Here is a 17,089-nt window from a genome sequence, read left to right on the forward strand (position 1 = left end):
CAGCGCGCATACGATGTCACGAAAATGTGATCGGTCGACTGTAAGGCGGTCGAACAGGCAACAAAATCCAGCCAAATCCAGCCAGAGGCTCCCATGACCGAACATCGCTCCACTGATGCCCGATTCCGCACCAGCCTGCTCGAGGAAAACGAAGGCCCAGCCAACAATCCCAGCGAAAACCGCACGATGGGCGAGATTATCGCCGCGCGGTTCTCGCGCCGCGGCTTCCTCAAGGGTTCGCTTGCCGTCTCGGCGATCGCCGCCACCGTCAGCCCGCTGGCGATGATCGCCGTCGACGATGCTCGCGCCGCGGAAGGCTCCGCCTTCACATTCGACGAGCTGGAGGCCGGTATCGACGACAAGCACCATGTCGCGCCGGGCTACGACGCCGACGTGTTGTTGCGCTGGGGCGATCCGCTGTTTGCCGATTCGCCGGAATTCGACCCGACCAGGCAGTCGGCGCAAGCCCAGGCCAGGCAGTTCGGCTATAACAACGACTATATCGGCTATGTCGCGATCGACGGCTCGGCGGAACACGGCCTGCTGGTCGTGAACCACGAATACACCAACCCGCATCTGATGTTCCCGGGCATCGTCAAGATCGTCGAGAAGGACGGCAAGAAGTCGGCCGAGGTGGCGCCGCTCTCGAAGGAGCAGGTCGATGTCGAGATGGCCGCCCATGGCGGCACCATCGTCGAGATCCGCAAGGACGGCGGCAAATGGCAGGTGGTGCGTGACGGCAAGCTCAACCGCCGCATCACCTCCAACACCGAGATGGCGCTGTCCGGCCCGGTCGCCGGCCATGACCGCGTCAAGACCAATGCCGATCCGTCCGGAACGAAAGTCTTCGGCACGATCAACAACTGCGCCGGCGGCGTCACGCCCTGGGGCACCTATGTTATGGCCGAGGAGAACATCCACGGCTATTTCTCCGGCGAGCTGCCGGAGGGCCACAAGGAAGCCGCCAACTACAAGCGCCTCGGCATACCGGAAGGCGCCTATGAATGGGGCGCGCATTATGACCGCTTCAACCTCGCCAAGGAGCCGAACGAGCCCAACCGCTTCGGCTGGATCGTCGAGGTCGATGTCAACGACCCGAATTCGGTACCGCGCAAGCGTACTGCCATGGGCCGTTTCAAGCATGAGGGTGCAGAATCGATCGTCGCCAAGGACGGCCGCGTCGTCTTCTATCTCGGCGACGACGAGCGCTTCGACTATGTCTACAAGTTCGTCACCAAGGGCACGTTCAACGCCGGCGACCGCGCGGCCAACAAGGACCTGCTCGACGACGGCACGCTGCATGTCGCCAAATTCGCCGAGGACGGCTCGGTCGAATGGATGCCGATCGTGTTCGGGCAGGGTCCGCTGACGGCGGAAAACGGTTTTGCCGGCCAGGCCGACGTGCTGATCGAGACGCGCCGCGCCGCCGACCTGCTTGGCGCCACCAAGATGGACCGGCCGGAAGACATCCAGCCCAATGCCGGCAACGGCAAGGTCTATGTCATGCTGACCAACAATTCCAAGCGCAAGGCCGATCAGGTCGACGCCGCCAACCCGCGCGCCGGGAATGCCTTCGGCCACATCATCGAGATCGTCGAGGACGGCGGCGATTTCGCCGCCACGAAGGGCAAGTGGGAAGTGCTGCTGAAATGCGGCGATCCGGCGGTGGCCGATGTCGGCGCCACCTTCTCCACCGCGACGACGGCCCATGGCTGGTTCGGCATGCCCGACAATTGCGCGATCGATTCGGCCGGGCGCCTGTGGGTCGCCACCGACGGCCAGGGCCCGAAGGCCACCGGCCGCACCGACGGCCTGTGGGCGGTGGACACGGAAGGATCGGCGCGGGCGACCTCGAAACTGTTCTTCCGGGTGCCGATCGGCGCCGAAATGTGCGGCCCGCTGTTCGCGCCGGACGACCAGACCGCTTTCGTCGCCGTCCAGCATCCGGGTGACGGCGGCGAGGACTGGGATGCGTTCGGCCGGCCCTCCTACTACGAGGACCCGTCGACCCGCTGGCCCGATTTCAAGCCGGACATGCCGGTGCGGCCGGCGGTCGTGGCGATCACCAGACAGGGCGGCGGCAAGATCGCCATCTGACGTCGGGCGAGACAAACGAGAGAGGCTCCGGGCATCCGAAGTCCCTCTTTTTGTGTGGCATTGTATTCAAGCCTCGGGAAAGATTGGCAATTTACACGTGGCGCCCTAGATCGCGACCAGGAGATCATCGCCATGCCCAAGTCGATCTACGACCGTGGCCTGCTCAAACCTGACGAAGTGGCCACCTTGCAACGTGTCTTCGATGAGGCCTGCCGCCGACGCGAAGCGCATCCCGAATCCGCCAAGGCGCGTGAATTGGCTCTCACCTTGCTCGCCCTCTACAATGCCGGCATGGTCGACGAGGAGATGCTGACCGAGGCTGTCCGTTTCCGGCGGCTGGAGCCGAAATCAGCGTGAGGTGCCCGGCTGACCGGGACCGGCGATCCGCCCAGCTATCGCCCTGGCCAATATGGCGGCATTGGCGAAGCAGCCGCGGATGCTCGGCCGCATGCCGGTGAACCACAGGCCGGGCCATTTCGGGTCGGCCTGGCCGCCGTTGAAGAGCGGAACGCCCTTTTCGTCGAGCACGCCGAGATCGCCGACCATGCGCTCCAGCCCGGTACGGTAGCCCGTCGCGGCTATGACGATGTCGGGAGCAACCATGCTGCCATTGGCCAGGATGACGCCATCGCGGGTGAACTCCCGTATCGCCGGCACGACCACGATCCTGCCCGATTTGATGGCATCGACGGCGCCGTCGTCCGCGGCGATCGCGGTATAGTCCGAAGTCAGGCGGCTGGCGCCGCCGGCGGGTGCCGGCGGCATGCCGAATTTGGTGAGATCGCCGAAAACCAGGCGCTGCGTCACCGCCATAACCGCATCGGCGACGCGCAGCGGCAAGCGAGCCATGAGCGGCGAGAGGCGGTGTACGGCGATCTTGCCGACGCGCTTGGGCAAAAGGGCGGGACCGTTGCGAGCCGACAGCCAGACAGCGGCGGTGTCGACGCCCGCCAGGTGATTGAGGGCGTCGAAGCCCGAATTGCCGGCGCCGACAACCAGGACCTTCTTGCCTGCATAGGCCCGGGCGTCGCCAAAATCCGCCGAATGGATGATGCGGCCCGCGAACGCCCGCATGCCCTTCCATTGCGGCGTGTAGGGCTCCCTGTCGCGGCCGGTGGCGACAACGACGTGACGCGCCAGGCGCGAGCCGGCGCTGGTGCGCACGATCCAGTGGTCGCCCGCGAACATGATGGCCTCGGCGGAAACGCCAAACTCGACCGGCAAACGGTTCGCCTCATGGAAATCGTTCATATGGCGGATGACGACATCCCGATGCGGAAAGGCGGGGGTCCCCTTGGGATAGGCAAGGCCGGGCAGCGCCGAGAGATCGCGGTGGGTGTTGAGGTGCAGCTGCTCGTGGCGCCGGCGCCAGGGCTCGGCGAGCCGGCTTTCCTTCTCGAGGACCGCCGTCGCCACGCCGGCCTTCATCAAAGCCCGCGCGACAGCCAGCCCGGCGACGCCGGCGCCAATGACGATCGCCGGCTCGATCGCTACCATCTGCTCCATCATCGTCCCGGGTGTCGTATCAGCCATTCACTCTCGAATCCCGTTCGCCCTTGCGGCAACCCCGAAAGGCTCGCAGGCCGTTGTAACAGTTTGATCGCGTGCAGGTCCCGAACGGCAACTCGATGCCGATCTTCGAAGGCCCCGCGCCGAGGCGCGATCTCGCTCCGGAGCATTCCACCGCCCGGTGGAAACTGCCGGTCGCGGTACCGCGGCCAAAACAACGACAGGAGCGGATTACCCGCTTCTGTCCGAATACATCCAGCCCTATATGGCATATCGGCGGCATCGGCGATAATCAGGTCGCGGCAAAGTGATTGATTCGAGGTCCGGGGGCTGGGGATCTCGTCACAGACGTGGGCATTCGAAACCGGCAATCGATTTCGGCTACCCGCGAGAAATCAAGACGCCGTGGCGCGTCTTGCGTGTCGACCGACACGTCGCGCCACAAACGGCACGCGGAATCTCGACCATGCCCTCCTTGCGGATCTATTTCGACAACATCCTCGAGGGGGCCTCGCCCAAGGTCGAGCGCCAGGCGCTGGCGCATGTCGAGCGGCTGGCGCTGGTTCGCCGCCATGGCGACTTCTCGCTCGCCTATTCCACCGCCGTGCAGCACAAGCTTTCCTATTTTGGCGACGCCGACGGCTACATCGCCTTCGGCACCAAGATGAAGCATCATTTCGCGCTCGGCGATCCGGTGGCGGCGCCGGCGCAGCGGCCCGATTATATCAGACGCTTCGTCGAGAGTGCCGGCGGCCCTTGGTTCGTGCAGATCGGCGAACAGACCGCCCAGGTCCTTGCCGACCTCGGCTACAAGGTCAACCGGCTGGGCATCGATACCCGCCTGCCGCTGCCCGACCATGATTTCTCCGGCAAGCGAAACGAGACGGTGCGCTATTCCGAGCGCTGGCTGCTGAAGAAAGGCTTTTCGTTCGAGGAGGACAAACGCACGATCAACCTCGACGAGATCTCCCGGCTCTCCCAGAATTGGCGCGGCGACCGCATCGTCAAGCGATGGGAGATGGGTTTCCTCAACCGTCCGTTTTACAATCAGCTCGGCAGCGACATGCGCCGTTTCGTGCTGCACGGTCCCGACGGCGACCTGGTCGCCCTGCTCGACTTCGATCCGATGTTCGCTGGCGGCAAGGTGATCGGCTACACCACCGCCTTCAAGCGCAAGCATATCGATGCCTCGCCGCATGCCGAGATCGGCCTGACCAAATTCGCCGTCGACCGGTTTCGCGAGGAAGGCATTTCGGTGGTGACACTCGGCCTGTCGCCGCTCGTCGATGTGGGTCCCAGCGGATTTGCCGAAAGCGACTTCTGGCGCAACATCTTCCAGCGCGCCTACGATTCGCCCTGGGTCAACCGCCGCAGGTTCAACCTGCAGGGCCAGGCGGCATTCAAGCGCCGCTTCCACGGCGTCGAGGAGCCGGTCTACATCGCCTTTCGCGAGGGGACCTACATCGAGATGCTGGGATTGCTGCGGCTGGTCAAGGCGATTTGAGATCTGCCCTTTTCTCGCCCCGCGGAGCGGGAGAGGAACCAAGTCCCAGCCGATCAGTTCCGCAGCCGGTAGCCGGTCCGGAAGATCCAGGCGACGATCGCGATGCAGACGGCCAGGAACACCAGCGTCATGCCGAGGCTGATGCCGACCGAGACGTCGGCCTTGCCGTAGAAACTCCAGCGGAAACCGCTGATCAGGTAGACCACCGGGTTGAACAGCGTGATCGTCTTCCAGATGCCGGGCAGCATGTGGATCGAATAGAAGCTGCCGCCGAGGAAGGTCAGCGGGGTGACGATCAGCAGCGGCACCAACTGCAGCTGCTCGAAGCTTTTCGCCCAGATGCCGATGATGAAGCCGAACAGGCTGAAGGTCACCGCCGTCAGGATCAGGAAGGCGAGCATCCAGAACGGATGTTCGATGTGCAGCGGCACGAACAGCGAGGCCGTGGCCAGGATGATCAGGCCGAGGATGATCGACTTGGTGGCCGCGCCGCCGACATAGGCGATGACGATCTCCAGATAGGAGACCGGCGCCGACAGAAGCTCGTAAATCGAGCCGACGAATTTCGGGAAATAGATGGCGAAGGAGGCGTTGGAGATCGACTGCGTCAAGAGCGACAGCATGATCAGTCCCGGCACGATGAAGGCGCCGTAGCTGATGCCGTCGATCTCGGTGATGCGCGAGCCGATGGCCGAGCCGAAGACGACGAAATAAAGCGATGTCGAGATGACCGGCGAAATGATGCTCTGCAGCACGGTGCGGAACGCACGCGCCATCTCGACCCGGTAGATCGCCCACACCGCACGTAGATTCATGGCCGCGCGCGGGTTCATGGCTCTTGCCTCAGGAGATTGACGAAGATCTCTTCGAGCGAACTGTTCTTGGTGTCGAGATCGCGGAATTGAATGCCGGCCGCCTCGAGATCGCGGATCAGCGAGGCGACGCCCGGCCGGTCGCTCTGGTTGTCATAGGTATAGGTGAGCTGGTTGCCGTCCGGCGACAGTTCGAGCGCGTAGTTCGAGAGGCCCTCGGGCACGCTGCCGAGTGGCGCGCGCAGCTCCAGCCTCATCTCCTTGCGGCCGAGCTTGAGCATCAGTTCGGCCTTGTCCTCGACCAGGATGATCTCGCCGCGGTTGATGACGCCGACGCGGTCGGCCATGGCCTCGGCTTCCTCGATATAGTGCGTGGTGAGGATAATGGTGACGCCATCCTCGCGCAGCCGGCGCACCATCGCCCACATGTCCTGGCGCAGTTCGACGTCGACGCCGGCGGTCGGCTCGTCGAGGAACAGGACGCGCGGCTCGTGCGACAGCGCCTTGGCGATCATCAGCCGCCGCTTCATGCCGCCCGAAAGCGTGATCGCCTTGGCGTCCTTCTTGTCCCACAGCGACAGATCGCGCAGCACCTTCTCGACAAAGGCCGGATTGGCCGGCCTGCCGAACAGGCCGCGGCTGTAATTGACGGTTGCCCAGACGCTCTCGAAGGCGTCGATGGTGAGTTCCTGCGGCACCAGCCCGATCAGGCTGCGCGCGGCGCGATAGTCCTTGTTGATGTCGTGGCCGTCGACGGTGACGGTGCCCGACGAGCGGTTGACGATGCCGCAGACGATCGAGATCAGCGTCGTCTTGCCGGCGCCGTTGGGACCGAGCAGCGCGAAGATCTCGCCGCGCGCTATGTCGAGGCTGACTTCCTTGAGCGCGGTGAAGCCGGTGGCGTAGGTCTTGGAGACCCCGGAAATGGAAAGAATGGAGGGCATGGCTGAAAACGGCTGCTTGAAAGAGGTGACTTGATATAGGCCTGTTGTCGCCCAGTGCAACTGCAAGTCAATGCCCTGCTGCCAGTTCTCGACATTGAAGCCGGGGGCCGGTTGGAAATGGGTGGCTTCTATTCGGTAAAATTGTCCTGTGGCGTTCAGCCTCGCGGCGGGACGCCGCTTTGACCTGACCCAGCTTCGGGCTTATCCTTCGCCAGTATTGGAGCAATTCCAGGAAAAGTGTGAAGCGGTTTTCCCGGGAAAGGCGCATAACGCTTTCCCTAGGGAATTGCGGCAAAATAAATAATAGCAGCCGGAGCCCGCCATGGACCCGCTTATTCTCTCGCGCATGCAGTTCGGCGCGAATATCTCGTTCCATATCCTGTTTCCGACGATCACCATTGCCCTTGGCTGGGTGCTGCTGTTCTTCAAGCTTCGCTACAACGCGACCAATGATTCCGCCTGGATGCGCGCCTATTTCACCTGGGTGAAGGTATTCGCGCTGTCCTTTGCCATGGGCGTGGTTTCGGGCGTCACCATGAGCTTCCAGTTCGGCACCAACTGGCCGGGCTATATGCAGCATGTCGGCAACATCGCGGGACCGCTGCTCGCCTACGAGATACTCACCGCCTTCTTCCTTGAAGCGGCCTTCCTCGGCATCATGCTGTTCGGCTTCCGCCGCGTTTCCAACCGCGTCCACACGCTGGCGACGGTGCTGGTCGCCGGCGGCACCACCCTATCGGCCTTCTGGATCATCGCGCTCAATTCCTGGATGCAGACCCCGGCGGGTTTCGAAATGCGCGACGGCGTCGCGCACGCCGTCGACTGGTGGGCCATCGTCTTCAACCCGTCCATGCCCTATCGGCTGGTGCACATGCTGCTCGCCTCGGGGCTGACGGTGTCGTTCCTGATCGCTGGCCTGTCGGCGCTGCGCTACCTCAAGGGCGACCGTTCGGAATCAATGTGGAAGGCGCTGCGCACCGGCGTCTTCACCGCCGCCATCCTGATCCCGATCCAAATCCTGGCCGGCGACCAGCATGGGCTGAACACGCTGGAGCATCAGCCGCAGAAGATCGCCGCCATGGAGGCCAACTGGAACACCGGCCCCAACGTGCCGCTGGTGCTGTTCGCGCTGCCCGACGAGGCGGCCAGGGAAAACAAGTTCGAGGTCGCGATTCCCGACGGCGCCAGCCTTATCCTGCGGCACAGCATCGACGGTGTCGTGCCGGGGCTGAACGATTTTCCGGGCAACCACCCGCCGGTCTTTCCGCTCTTCTGGAGTTTCCGCATCATGGTCGGCACCGGGCTTTTTATGCTCGCCGTCTCGTGGTCGGCCGCCTTCTTCCTCAAGCGCCGGCATTCGCTGCCCAAGCCGCTCGCGCTGCTGATGGTGCCGATGGCGCTGTCGGGCTGGCTGGCGACACTGGCCGGCTGGTACACGACCGAGATCGGCCGCCAGCCCTGGCTGGTGACCGGCGTGCTGAAGACCGCCGACGCCGTCGGTCCGGTGGCCGGCAGCCATGTCGCGCTGACGCTCGCCGTCTACCTTCTCCTCTACGTGCTTTTGCTGATCGCCTATCTCGGCGTGCTGGTGCACCTGGCGCTGAAGGCGGCCAAGGATGGCGACACCTCGCCGCTGCCGGGTGTGATGAAGACGGCCATGTCGCAACCGGCGGCGGGGGAGTGAAAAGATGAGCTACGACTGGCCAACCCTGCTCCCCCTCATCTTCGCCGGCCTGATGGGCCTCGCCATTCTGATCTACGTCATCCTCGACGGCTTCGACCTCGGCATCGGCATGCTGTTCGCCGCCGCCGAAGACACCGAGCAGGACACGATGATCGCCGCGATCGGCCCGTTCTGGGACGCCAACGAGACCTGGCTGGTGCTGGCCGTCGGCCTGCTCCTAGTCGCCTTTCCGCTGGCGCATGGCGTCATCCTCACCGCGCTCTACATTCCGGTCTTCGTGCTGCTGGTCGGACTGATCCTGCGCGGCGTCGCCTTCGATTTCCGCGCCAAGGTGCCGGCCGGCCGCAAGCACCGCTGGAACCGTATTTTCTTCCTGGGCTCACTCACCGCCTCGCTGGCACAAGGCTACATGCTGGGCGTCTACGTGCTCGGCCTCGATGTCGGGCCAGGCGGCATGGCGTTCGGCGTGCTGGTGGCGTTCTGTCTTGCTGCGGCTTATGCCGCGATGGGCGCTGCCTGGGTGATCTACAAGACCGAGGGCGAGTTGCAGAAGAAGGCGGTGCTCTGGCTGCGCACGGCGCTGGTGCTGACCGCGCTCGGCATGGCCGCCGTGTCGCTGGCGACACCCTTCGCCAGCCCGCGCATCTTCGCCAAATGGTTCGATTGGCCGCGGATGCTCTATCTGTCGCCGCTGCCGATCCTGTCGGCGCTGCTGTTCCTCTGGCTGTGGCGGCAGACCTTCCACCTGCCGCGGCCCAACGACCGCCATTCGCTGACGCCGTTCCTGACGCTGGCCGCCATCTTCGCGCTCGGCTTTGCCGGCCTTGCCTGGTCGTTCTATCCCTATGTGGTGCCCGATCGCCTGACCATCTGGCAGGCGGCATCGGCGACCGAAAGCCTGGCCATCATCCTGGCCGGCACCGTGGTGGTGCTGCCGGTGATCATCTTCTATTCGTTCTACGCCTACCGCGTGTTCGGCGGCAAGGCGACGGATTTGACGTATGATTGAGGCTCTGACCTACGAGTAGGACGGGCGGCGGATCAAACTGCCGGTTCAGATCAGCCCGCTGTCTCGCGCGGCGGCGGTGGCCTCACCGCGCGACACGGCCTCGAGCTTGCCCAGCACCGCCGAGACATGGTGGTCGACCGTTTTGGGCGAAATGGCGAGATGCTCGGCGATGCGCTTGTTGGACAAGCCGCGCTCGATCAGCTGCAACACTTCCATCTGGCGCTCTGTCAGGCCAGCGCGGTTGGCGCGCGTGGAGCGGCGCGGGCCACGGGCGATGTGAATGACGCCGCTTCGGCGCATGATGTCGCGCACGTGCTGGGCGACCGGCCGGGCACCGAGCGCCTCGAATGTCTCCAGTGCTACCCGCTGCGCGGCCTCGTCGCCCTGGGCAAGCGCCAATGCCCGTTCGTAAGGTGCGTCGAGCTCGGCCCAGGCCGAGGCCGCGCCACGCCAGTCACCGGTGAGCAGCATCTTGTACGGCAAGGCCATGCCGGCCGTGTCTCCGGGATCGACATCCGGTGCCAGCATCTGCCGCCAGACGGCCAGTTCGGCAAAGACCGCCCGCGTCGGTGACAGACCTTCGGCAAGCCCGATGAACCGCAGCGCCTCCTCCTTGTCCGCCTGCCCGAGCCAGGCTTGTTCGGCAACCACCGCCGCGTAGGGCAGCAGCCGCTGCAGCTCGATCCCCTTTTCCAGAAACCGCTTCATCTCCGCCAGAAGCGGCTCGGCCGGGTCGCCGCGCCGAAGGCGAAGTTTGGCCAGCGCAACCAAGGCGGGATAGCGCACCAGGGCCGTGGCCTGATCGTTGCCGATCACGTCCAGCGCCTCGGAAGCCGCCTCATCCCAGCATCCCTGACGCAGCCGCAACTGTGCGCGCACGCCGTGCATGTAGTCGCGCCATGTCGCCAGATCGTTCTCGACGCAATAGTCGATGCCGCGATCGAGGAAGGATTGAGCCTCGCGGTAGTCGAGCTGGTTCATGCCGCCACAAGCGCAATTGGTGAAGGCGCGTGCCGCGTGCTCCTGAAAATTCTCCTGCAGCGCGATTTCGAGGCTGCGGGCAAGATGCCGCCGGCTGCTGGCCAGATCCAGCCACTGCTCGGCGGCGCCGACATTGTTGAGCGCGTGGCAGACGACATCCGGCCGGTTCAACCGTTCGGCGAGCTCTATCGCCCTGGAGCCCAGCGACAATGCCTCGTGCAGTCTTTCGGCCAGCATCGCCAGCTGCGAAAGGTTGGAGTAGGCCATGGCAAGTTCGGCACTGGGCCCAACGGCCTCCAGCAACGCGACCGCCTGGGCGCCGAACCGGTCGGCGGCCTGTCGGTCGCCCAGGAGATAGGCGAAGCGAGACAGCCATCTGAGGCTGTCGCCTTCCTTCAGACTATCGCCGAGCGCCTGCCGCAGTGCGCGCGCCTGCTCCTGCGCCTTGATGGCCTCGTCGATGCGCGCGATCAAATGGCACTCGAAGGCATACTGCTCGTAAAGCCCGGCGCGCTCTTGCGCGGGCAAGGCGTCGGCCTGGCGCAAGGCGACCTCGTAATAGCCGGCGGCGTCGCGATGAGCGCCAACCCGGGAGGCCTCGCGTGCGGCGACCGGCGCCAGTGCGCGCACCGTCTCAAGATTGTGTGCCTCCACCGCGTGATGGACCAGCCGCGCGGTGGCGACGTCGCCCCTTTCGAGCAGCGCCGACAGAGCGCGCTGGTTGAACGCCCGCCGGTGGCTGGTCGTCAGCATGGTCTCGATGGCGTGGCGGGCGATCTCGTGGCGAAACGCATAGGCGTCGCCCAGATCGTCCAGCAAACCGTTGGATACGCATTCCGCCAGCTGGCCGGCGCTGGCCACGCCGCACAGGCCCGCCAGGGCCCAGGCGTCGGCGCGCCGGGGAAATACCGAGACGGCGTCGAGCATCGAACGGGCACCGGCCGACAGACGTTCGGCGCGCGCGAGCACCGCGTCGCGCACGCTGGCCGGCAGCGCCGTTTCGCATTCGCAGCTCAACAGTTCGGTGACGAAAAAGGCGTTGCCGGCGGTCGCCCGGTAGATGGCATCGCCGTCTCGGCCGGCGGCACCGGCGAGCGACAGCACCGCCGCTTCGCTCAAAAGCGGCACGTCGATCCGTGCAACGCTTGCGGCCGGGATTTCACCCAGCGCGCGGCGCACGCGCATCTGGCCCTCGCTGCGGTCCGTGCGCGCCGTCAGCAGCAGCAGGATGTGGGTGTTGGCGATGCGGCGGCCGAGAAAGCGGACGAAGTCGAGCGTCGCGTCATCGGCCCAGTGCAGGTCCTCGATCACCAGAAGGGTCGCGCCCGTTCTCGCCTCGAAGACATCCAGTGCATCGGAAAACAGCGGCAGCCGCTCTCCCCGCCGCGCGTCGACCGCCTGCGGCATTGCCCATTGCGCCTCGCGTGCAAGGTCGTAGAGCGGCCCGAGCGGATCGGGAATCGACAGGTCTTCGCAGGCGCTGCGGAAGATCTGGGCCCGCGCACCGGTTTCGCCGATGAAGGTTTCGACAAGGGCCGACTTGCCGGCGCCCGCTTCGCCCGACAACGCCGCCACGTGACCGCGGCCGCGACCTGCCTGCGCCAGCAAGCCGTCCAATTGCGCCAGCTGTTCCTGCCGTTCCAGAAGCATCGTCATTGGCTCATGTGATCCTGGCTGCGGCCGCCGCACCCCAGCCCGGCCGCCAGGGTAGCCGGGCTCGGTATCTGCTGTGTGGCTCCTGGACTAAACGCCGTTAACATGGGGAATCATCCCGCCAAACATAGGGAAAGGTTCCGATGCGCGCCGTTGACGGGCGTGATCATGTCCAGCCGCGCTCAATTCGAGCGTGTCCAATGGAAAAGGGAACCTCGATATGCCCCGCTATGTGGTTGAACGTACATTTCCTGACGGCCTCAGCGTGCCGATGAACGATGCCGGCGCCGATGCACTGGCCGGAGTGATCATGCGCAATGCGGAGAAGGGCGTCACCTGGGTGCAGTCCTTCGTGTCGCCCGACAAGAAGCAGAGCTTCTGCATCTATGACGCGCCTTCGCCGGAGGCGATCCGCAGCACTGCCCAGAAGAACTCCCTGCCTGTCGGCAAGATCACGGAGGTACGGGTTCTTGACCCTTACTTTTACCGCCCATGAAAGTCCGATCAGCCAGCGCAACGGCGACATGTCCGACATGCCGGCCAGCGACACGACACCTGCCATGGGAGATGGCCGCCGGGCGTGGGGCTTGCCCCGCCGCCTGTGGCGGATCGTGTCGGCGCTTTCCGCGCAATTGCCGGGGAGGCGCCGGCCACCGGAAGGCGACTATCTGAGGCGCGACATCGGCCTGCCGGAGCGCGAGGAGCTGCCCCACTACTGGGACTTCACCCGGCTATAGCCACCGATACGTCCGGCCGGCCGGCTTCGCTGCGAGGAGCGGCTGCTCCCGCGCACATCAAGACGAGGAGAGAATATGAACATGCATCCATGGGCCAAACATCTCATCAACCTGTCGATCCTGTCGATCGCGGCCACGGCGGCGAATGCCCATGATACAGGCGCGCTGGACGAGAAGGTGCGGGCAGCCAATGGCCGCTTCGAGAATGTGGCGATGGCGACCGCCGAAGGCTATGCGCCGATCCCGTGCGCCAGCGGCATCACCGGGGGCGCCATGGGCATCCACTACGTCAATGCCGCCTATCTGAAAGACGACGCGGTCGATGTCGGCAAGCCGGAGGCGGTGATGTACGAGCCGACGCCCGACGGCAAGCTCAGGCTTGTTGCCGTCGAATACATCACCTCGAAAGGTCCGGCCTCGCTGGCAGGGCAGCTGTTCAACTTCAACAGCGCTCCCAACCGCTATGGTTTGGGGGCTTTCTACGAACTGCATGTCTGGGCGTGGAAGAAGAACCCGACCGGCACCTTTGCCGACATGAACCCTGACGTGTCGTGCGATGCAATGAATGCCGACGGCATGTAGCGGCATCCAGTGCCCACCCAGGCGGGGCGGGCCGGAGCCGATTGGTCCCGGGGAACACTCGCCCCCGGGACGTCGCGGCAAAGTCAGTTCGAAGCCGACAGCACCAGCACCGGCTTTTCGCTGTAGAGCGACGGGAACAGCGTCTTCAAATTCGCCACCTTGGGCAAGTCGTTGTAGACGATGTAGGGGTAGGTCGGGTTCAGCGTCAGGAAATCCTGGTGGTAGTTTTCGGCCGGGTAGAAGGTCTTGCCGGTCTCCAGCGTGGTGACGATGGGTTCGGAAAACACCTTGGCCTTGTCGAGCTGGGCGATATAGCTCTGCGCGATCTTCTTCTGGGCGTCGTTTTCGGCAAAGATCGTCGAGCGGTACTGCGTGCCCGAGTCCGGACCCTGGTAGTTGAGCTGGGTCGGATTGTGGGCGACCGAGAAATAGACCTGCAGCAGCTGGCCATAGGTCACCTTGGACGGATCATAGGTGATCTCGACGGATTCGGCGTGGCCGGTGCGGCCGGTGCCGACCGTCTCGTAGACGGCGTCGTCCTTGGCGCCGCCAGTATAGCCCGAGACCGCCTTGCTGACGCCCTTGACGTGCTGGAACACGCCCTGCACGCCCCAGAAGCAGCCGCCGGCGAAGATGGCCTTCTCGCTGCCTGGAGCCGCCTTTTCGTCGATTGCCGGCGGCGGGATTTTCACCGCGTCCTCGGCGGAGATGGCCGGCGTCAGCCAGAAGGCGGCGCCCGCGACGGCAAGGGCGAGTGCGGCGAGCCCGCCGCGGACAAAGCCGGTCGAACGATTTTTGATATTGGTCATGGTTGCACTCCTCATGGCTTCCCCTGGGATCGGTCCATTGGGGATCAGTCTATTGGATCGGCTACCGTGGCGCGATGCGCGAGTTGCGGCGGAGGCTCACATTCGCGTGCGGCCCGGACTTTTTGCCTTGACGTCATTCCCGACGCATAACTGCTTCAAGCTTTCCGGCATTGCTCCGGCAACTGTCCCCGGCTGGACAGGGAGCCCGCCAGGGACAGAAGGCCACGCGCCAATCTCAATTGGCTATCAATTGGCCGTGGCATCCGTTGCCGGCTTCATCGCATCGGTCGCCGGTTTCATCGCGTCCGTCGCGGGCTTCATGGCATCGGCGGCGGGCTTCATGGAGTTGGTGGCCATCGGGTCGGCCGGCTTCATCGCATCGGTTGCCGGTTTCATGGCGTCCGCGGCCGGCGCCATGGCGTTGGCGGCGGGCTTCATCGCATTGGTGGCGTCATCGGCGCGCGCGATGCCGCCGGCAGACAGCGCCGTCGAGCAGAGAGCGAGCGCGAGCGCCGGCAGCGTCAGGCGGGAGAAATTGGTCATGATAGGCTTCCTTGCGGGGTTGATGGCACGCCCTTTCCGGGCGGCCGGGCTCTTGCGCCGCCGCCCGTGCGGCGACGCAAATTTCTGCTTGGCAAATCTCTACTTGGACGCGATCTAGTTGGCGGCGGCGGCCAGGATCGGCCCGCCGCCGGGCGACTGCACCAGCACGGCGGTGCTGAGGCCGCCCGAGGCTGCCGGCAAATCGAGCGTCTTGGCCTCGCCGCTCCAGCTGCCGAGTTTTGTCAGCGCATGCACGACATTGGCGTGCGGCAAGGTGCGGCCGGTGTTTTCGCCGCGCGCCACCGGCACCTCGACGACACCCTTGGTGTAGTGCACCAGCCAGACATCGGCCTTGCCGCCCGGTGCCGCACCGGCGCCGATCGCGACCTTGCCGCCCTCGAGCGACAGCGAGGGACCGCCGGTCTTGGCCGTCGCGGCGATCAGATGTTCGATCTGGCCGGGCGCGGCGCCGACGACATCGGCATGGCCGTTGACCACCACCTGCGGCGTGAACGGCCCGTCATGGCCGAGCGGGCGCTCGTAGGAAACCTGGCGCTGGGTGAACTCCTGCTTGCCGAACGTGTCCTTCCAGCCGAGATAGTCCCAATAGGTGACGTTGAAGGACAGCGCCAGCACGCCGGGCCGGTCCTTGACCTTGATGAGATTGGCATTGGCCGGCGGGCAGGACGAGCAGCCCTGGCTGGTGAACAGCTCGACCACGGTGAGCGGCTGGGCGGCTGCCGCGCCGAGCGAGGCGGCGAGCGCCAGCGCGGCGAAGCCGGACAGTGCGAGAAACCTGCTGGATATGACTGGCGACATCGGCGTGCTCCGTGGGGACGGCGCCACGATGCGCCCGTCATGTCCCCACTTCGCCGCCACCACGAGCTTCGTTACAGCGCTCACCGCTTTGTGATTGAAGAGCGCCAGCGCTTTTTCCCTTCTGCCCCGTGGGAGAAGGAAGACGCGTCTACATCACTGCGTCAGCGCAGTGTCCGAGGGGCGCTTGTTAAAGTCGCATTTGCCGGTGACGTTGTAGAAGAAGTCGGCGTTGCCGACAGGCGCCGGAACCGAGTTGCCGCCGTCTTCCCAGGCCTGATAGGCTGTCGAGCCGCAAGGTACGAGGCCGAAGATGTCGACGACCTGGCCGGTCGCGGTTTCTGTGTAGTTGGTATTGCCGGTCTGTGGATCCTTGATCCCGCTGTAGAGCCGGTTGGAGGTGGCCGGATCATTCGTCTTGAGGTATTGCGGGTTCCCTGATGGCACATACATCTGCAGACTGAGGCCACCCATCTGGCTGACATCGATGGACGCGCCGGTGCCATTGGCGGGATACATCGTGTCGACACAGTAAAATTTCGTCAGAAACTTGTCGGTCTGGATCACCGCACCAGCGGGCGGGTTGGAGCCGGCGAGCTTGCAGACCTGCGTCTGGGCCACCGTGCTGACGGTCTTGCCGGTTGAATCAGTCGTAAGGATGCTGGTGGTGGTGGTGCCATAGCCCTTCGGGTCTCCGGTCTTGCCATAGACGTAGTCGATCGTCATCAGCGGCTTGGCCACCGTGGCGCCGAATTGCGTGCCGTAGAGCGTCATCGTCTTGTTCCAGTAACCCGACACCCCGGTGACCTTGAAGTCCGCCTTGACCAGCGCCGGCGGCTTGCTGACCGCCGAGGCGACGCCGATCGGTACGGTGTCAATCCTGGCGATGGTCATGAAGACGGTCGGCATGGCGAAACTTGCCGTGGCCCGCGCAGTGGTGGCGGTGGTGGCGGTGCCACCCGCGAAATTGGTCAGCGTCGCGGTGCCTTGTCCGCCGTTGGCGATGAAGGAATCCTGCAGCATCGTCTGGCGCTGCGAAAGTGTCGCCGTGGTGTCCATGGTGGTGATCGTCAGGATCGCGGCATCCAGCGCCTGCTGCTGGTTGGACTTGGTCTGGACCGCGCTTGTATAGTCGACCGAGAAGCCGACGGCCGCGATCAGCGGCATCAGCATCACCAGGAAGAGCGGCATCATCGACCCGCTGCGGGAGCGGGCAAAGCCGCGCAAAACCCTGAACATTTCGACCCCCAACAGACATTAGCGTTCGTTCATTTGCCACACAGGCGGCAAACCAAGGTCTAATGTGATCGATCAAAGTTTACGCATTCTTCGCCCGCGGGCCGGTTTTCCCGGTTTTTTGGCCGATGTCACCGCTTTGTGACCCGCAAGGCAGCCCTTGCGCCGCAAGC

Annotated in this window: 17 protein-coding genes; 9 read left to right on the forward strand and 8 right to left on the reverse strand. The window is 64.7% G+C overall.

Going from position 1 to position 17,089, the window contains the following annotated elements; genetic code table 11:
- The first annotated feature begins 93 nt into the window (after nt 1-93).
- Both FJ492_RS20385 and FJ492_RS20390 read left to right on the forward strand, forming a co-directional pair.
- Nucleotides 94-2,097, forward strand: coding sequence for a PhoX family phosphatase (locus tag FJ492_RS20385; protein WP_140771853.1), 2,004 nt, complete (start codon nt 94-96; stop codon nt 2,095-2,097).
- 132 nt (nt 2,098-2,229) lie between these two features.
- Complete coding sequence (locus FJ492_RS20390) at nt 2,230-2,454, forward strand: hypothetical protein (protein ID WP_140771855.1); 225 nt, start codon at nt 2,230-2,232, stop codon at nt 2,452-2,454.
- On the opposite strand, the gene FJ492_RS20395 is transcribed toward FJ492_RS20390, so the two are convergent.
- Complete coding sequence (locus FJ492_RS20395) at nt 2,446-3,630, reverse strand: NAD(P)/FAD-dependent oxidoreductase (protein WP_140771857.1); 1,185 nt, start codon at nt 3,628-3,630, stop codon at nt 2,446-2,448. The genes FJ492_RS20390 and FJ492_RS20395 overlap by 9 nt on opposite strands.
- Before the next feature lie 95 nt (nt 3,631-3,725).
- Between FJ492_RS20395 and FJ492_RS20400 the strand changes: the two genes are divergently transcribed.
- Together FJ492_RS20400 and FJ492_RS20405 are read left to right on the forward strand one after the other, a co-directional pair.
- The gene (locus FJ492_RS20400) at nt 3,726-3,917 is read left to right on the forward strand and encodes a hypothetical protein (protein ID WP_140507102.1); all 192 of its coding nucleotides are present in this window, start codon (nt 3,726-3,728) and stop codon (nt 3,915-3,917) included.
- 155 nt (nt 3,918-4,072) lie between these two features.
- A complete protein-coding gene (locus FJ492_RS20405) occupies nt 4,073-5,110 on the forward strand; it encodes a phosphatidylglycerol lysyltransferase domain-containing protein (RefSeq protein WP_140771859.1) in 1,038 nt (345 codons plus the stop codon).
- Between the two features lie 53 nt (nt 5,111-5,163).
- Here the strand turns inward: FJ492_RS20405 and FJ492_RS20410 are convergent, their stop codons facing one another.
- Nucleotides 5,164-5,925: an ABC transporter permease gene (locus FJ492_RS20410; protein WP_027146438.1), complete on the reverse strand. Its 762-nt coding sequence runs from the start codon at nt 5,923-5,925 to the stop codon at nt 5,164-5,166.
- Nucleotides 5,926-5,939: 14 nt separating this feature from the next.
- Complete coding sequence (locus FJ492_RS20415) at nt 5,940-6,866, reverse strand: ABC transporter ATP-binding protein (protein WP_140715732.1); 927 nt, start codon at nt 6,864-6,866, stop codon at nt 5,940-5,942.
- Between the two features lie 322 nt (nt 6,867-7,188).
- Here FJ492_RS20415 and FJ492_RS20420 point away from each other — a divergent pair, with 322 nt between their 5' ends.
- Nucleotides 7,189-8,550, forward strand: a complete 1,362-nt coding sequence (locus tag FJ492_RS20420) for a cytochrome ubiquinol oxidase subunit I (RefSeq protein WP_140771860.1) — start codon at nt 7,189-7,191, stop codon at nt 8,548-8,550.
- A 4-nt stretch (nt 8,551-8,554) separates the two neighbouring features.
- A complete protein-coding gene (locus FJ492_RS20425) occupies nt 8,555-9,559 on the forward strand; it encodes a cytochrome d ubiquinol oxidase subunit II (protein WP_140715736.1) in 1,005 nt (334 codons plus the stop codon).
- A 45-nt stretch (nt 9,560-9,604) separates the two neighbouring features.
- Here FJ492_RS20425 and FJ492_RS20430 read toward each other — a convergent pair whose 3' ends face one another.
- Complete coding sequence (locus FJ492_RS20430) at nt 9,605-12,190, reverse strand: AAA family ATPase (protein ID WP_140771902.1); 2,586 nt, start codon at nt 12,188-12,190, stop codon at nt 9,605-9,607.
- Nucleotides 12,191-12,413: 223 nt separating this feature from the next.
- Here FJ492_RS20430 and FJ492_RS20435 point away from each other — a divergent pair, with 223 nt between their 5' ends.
- The 3 genes from FJ492_RS20435 to FJ492_RS20445 all read left to right on the forward strand — a co-directional run bounded on the left by FJ492_RS20435 (nt 12,414) and on the right by FJ492_RS20445 (nt 13,512).
- Nucleotides 12,414-12,689: a DUF4242 domain-containing protein gene (locus FJ492_RS20435; RefSeq protein ID WP_140771862.1), complete on the forward strand. Its 276-nt coding sequence runs from the start codon at nt 12,414-12,416 to the stop codon at nt 12,687-12,689.
- Complete coding sequence (locus FJ492_RS20440) at nt 12,664-12,930, forward strand: hypothetical protein (protein WP_140507114.1); 267 nt, start codon at nt 12,664-12,666, stop codon at nt 12,928-12,930. Before FJ492_RS20435 ends, FJ492_RS20440 begins: the two co-directional genes overlap by 26 nt.
- Before the next feature lie 75 nt (nt 12,931-13,005).
- Nucleotides 13,006-13,512: a hypothetical protein gene (locus tag FJ492_RS20445; RefSeq protein ID WP_140771864.1), complete on the forward strand. Its 507-nt coding sequence runs from the start codon at nt 13,006-13,008 to the stop codon at nt 13,510-13,512.
- Nucleotides 13,513-13,595: 83 nt separating this feature from the next.
- On the opposite strand, the gene msrA is transcribed toward FJ492_RS20445, so the two are convergent.
- The 4 genes from msrA to FJ492_RS20465 form a co-directional block, all read right to left on the reverse strand.
- A complete protein-coding gene (gene msrA, locus FJ492_RS20450; protein ID WP_140715742.1) occupies nt 13,596-14,321 on the reverse strand; it encodes a peptide-methionine (S)-S-oxide reductase MsrA in 726 nt (241 codons plus the stop codon).
- A 246-nt stretch (nt 14,322-14,567) separates the two neighbouring features.
- Nucleotides 14,568-14,864: a hypothetical protein gene (locus FJ492_RS20455; RefSeq protein ID WP_140507120.1), complete on the reverse strand. Its 297-nt coding sequence runs from the start codon at nt 14,862-14,864 to the stop codon at nt 14,568-14,570.
- Between the two features lie 114 nt (nt 14,865-14,978).
- Nucleotides 14,979-15,683 (reverse strand): DUF1223 domain-containing protein, encoded by a 705-nt coding sequence (locus FJ492_RS20460; protein WP_140715746.1) that lies wholly within the window; start codon nt 15,681-15,683, stop codon nt 14,979-14,981.
- 153 nt (nt 15,684-15,836) lie between these two features.
- Nucleotides 15,837-16,919, reverse strand: a complete 1,083-nt coding sequence (locus tag FJ492_RS20465; protein WP_140771866.1) for a TadE/TadG family type IV pilus assembly protein — start codon at nt 16,917-16,919, stop codon at nt 15,837-15,839.
- Nucleotides 16,920-17,089: the final 170 nt, after the last annotated feature.

The sequence above is a fragment of the Mesorhizobium sp. B2-5-4 genome (assembly GCF_006441095.1).
Lineage (GTDB): Bacteria > Pseudomonadota > Alphaproteobacteria > Rhizobiales > Rhizobiaceae > Mesorhizobium > Mesorhizobium salmacidum.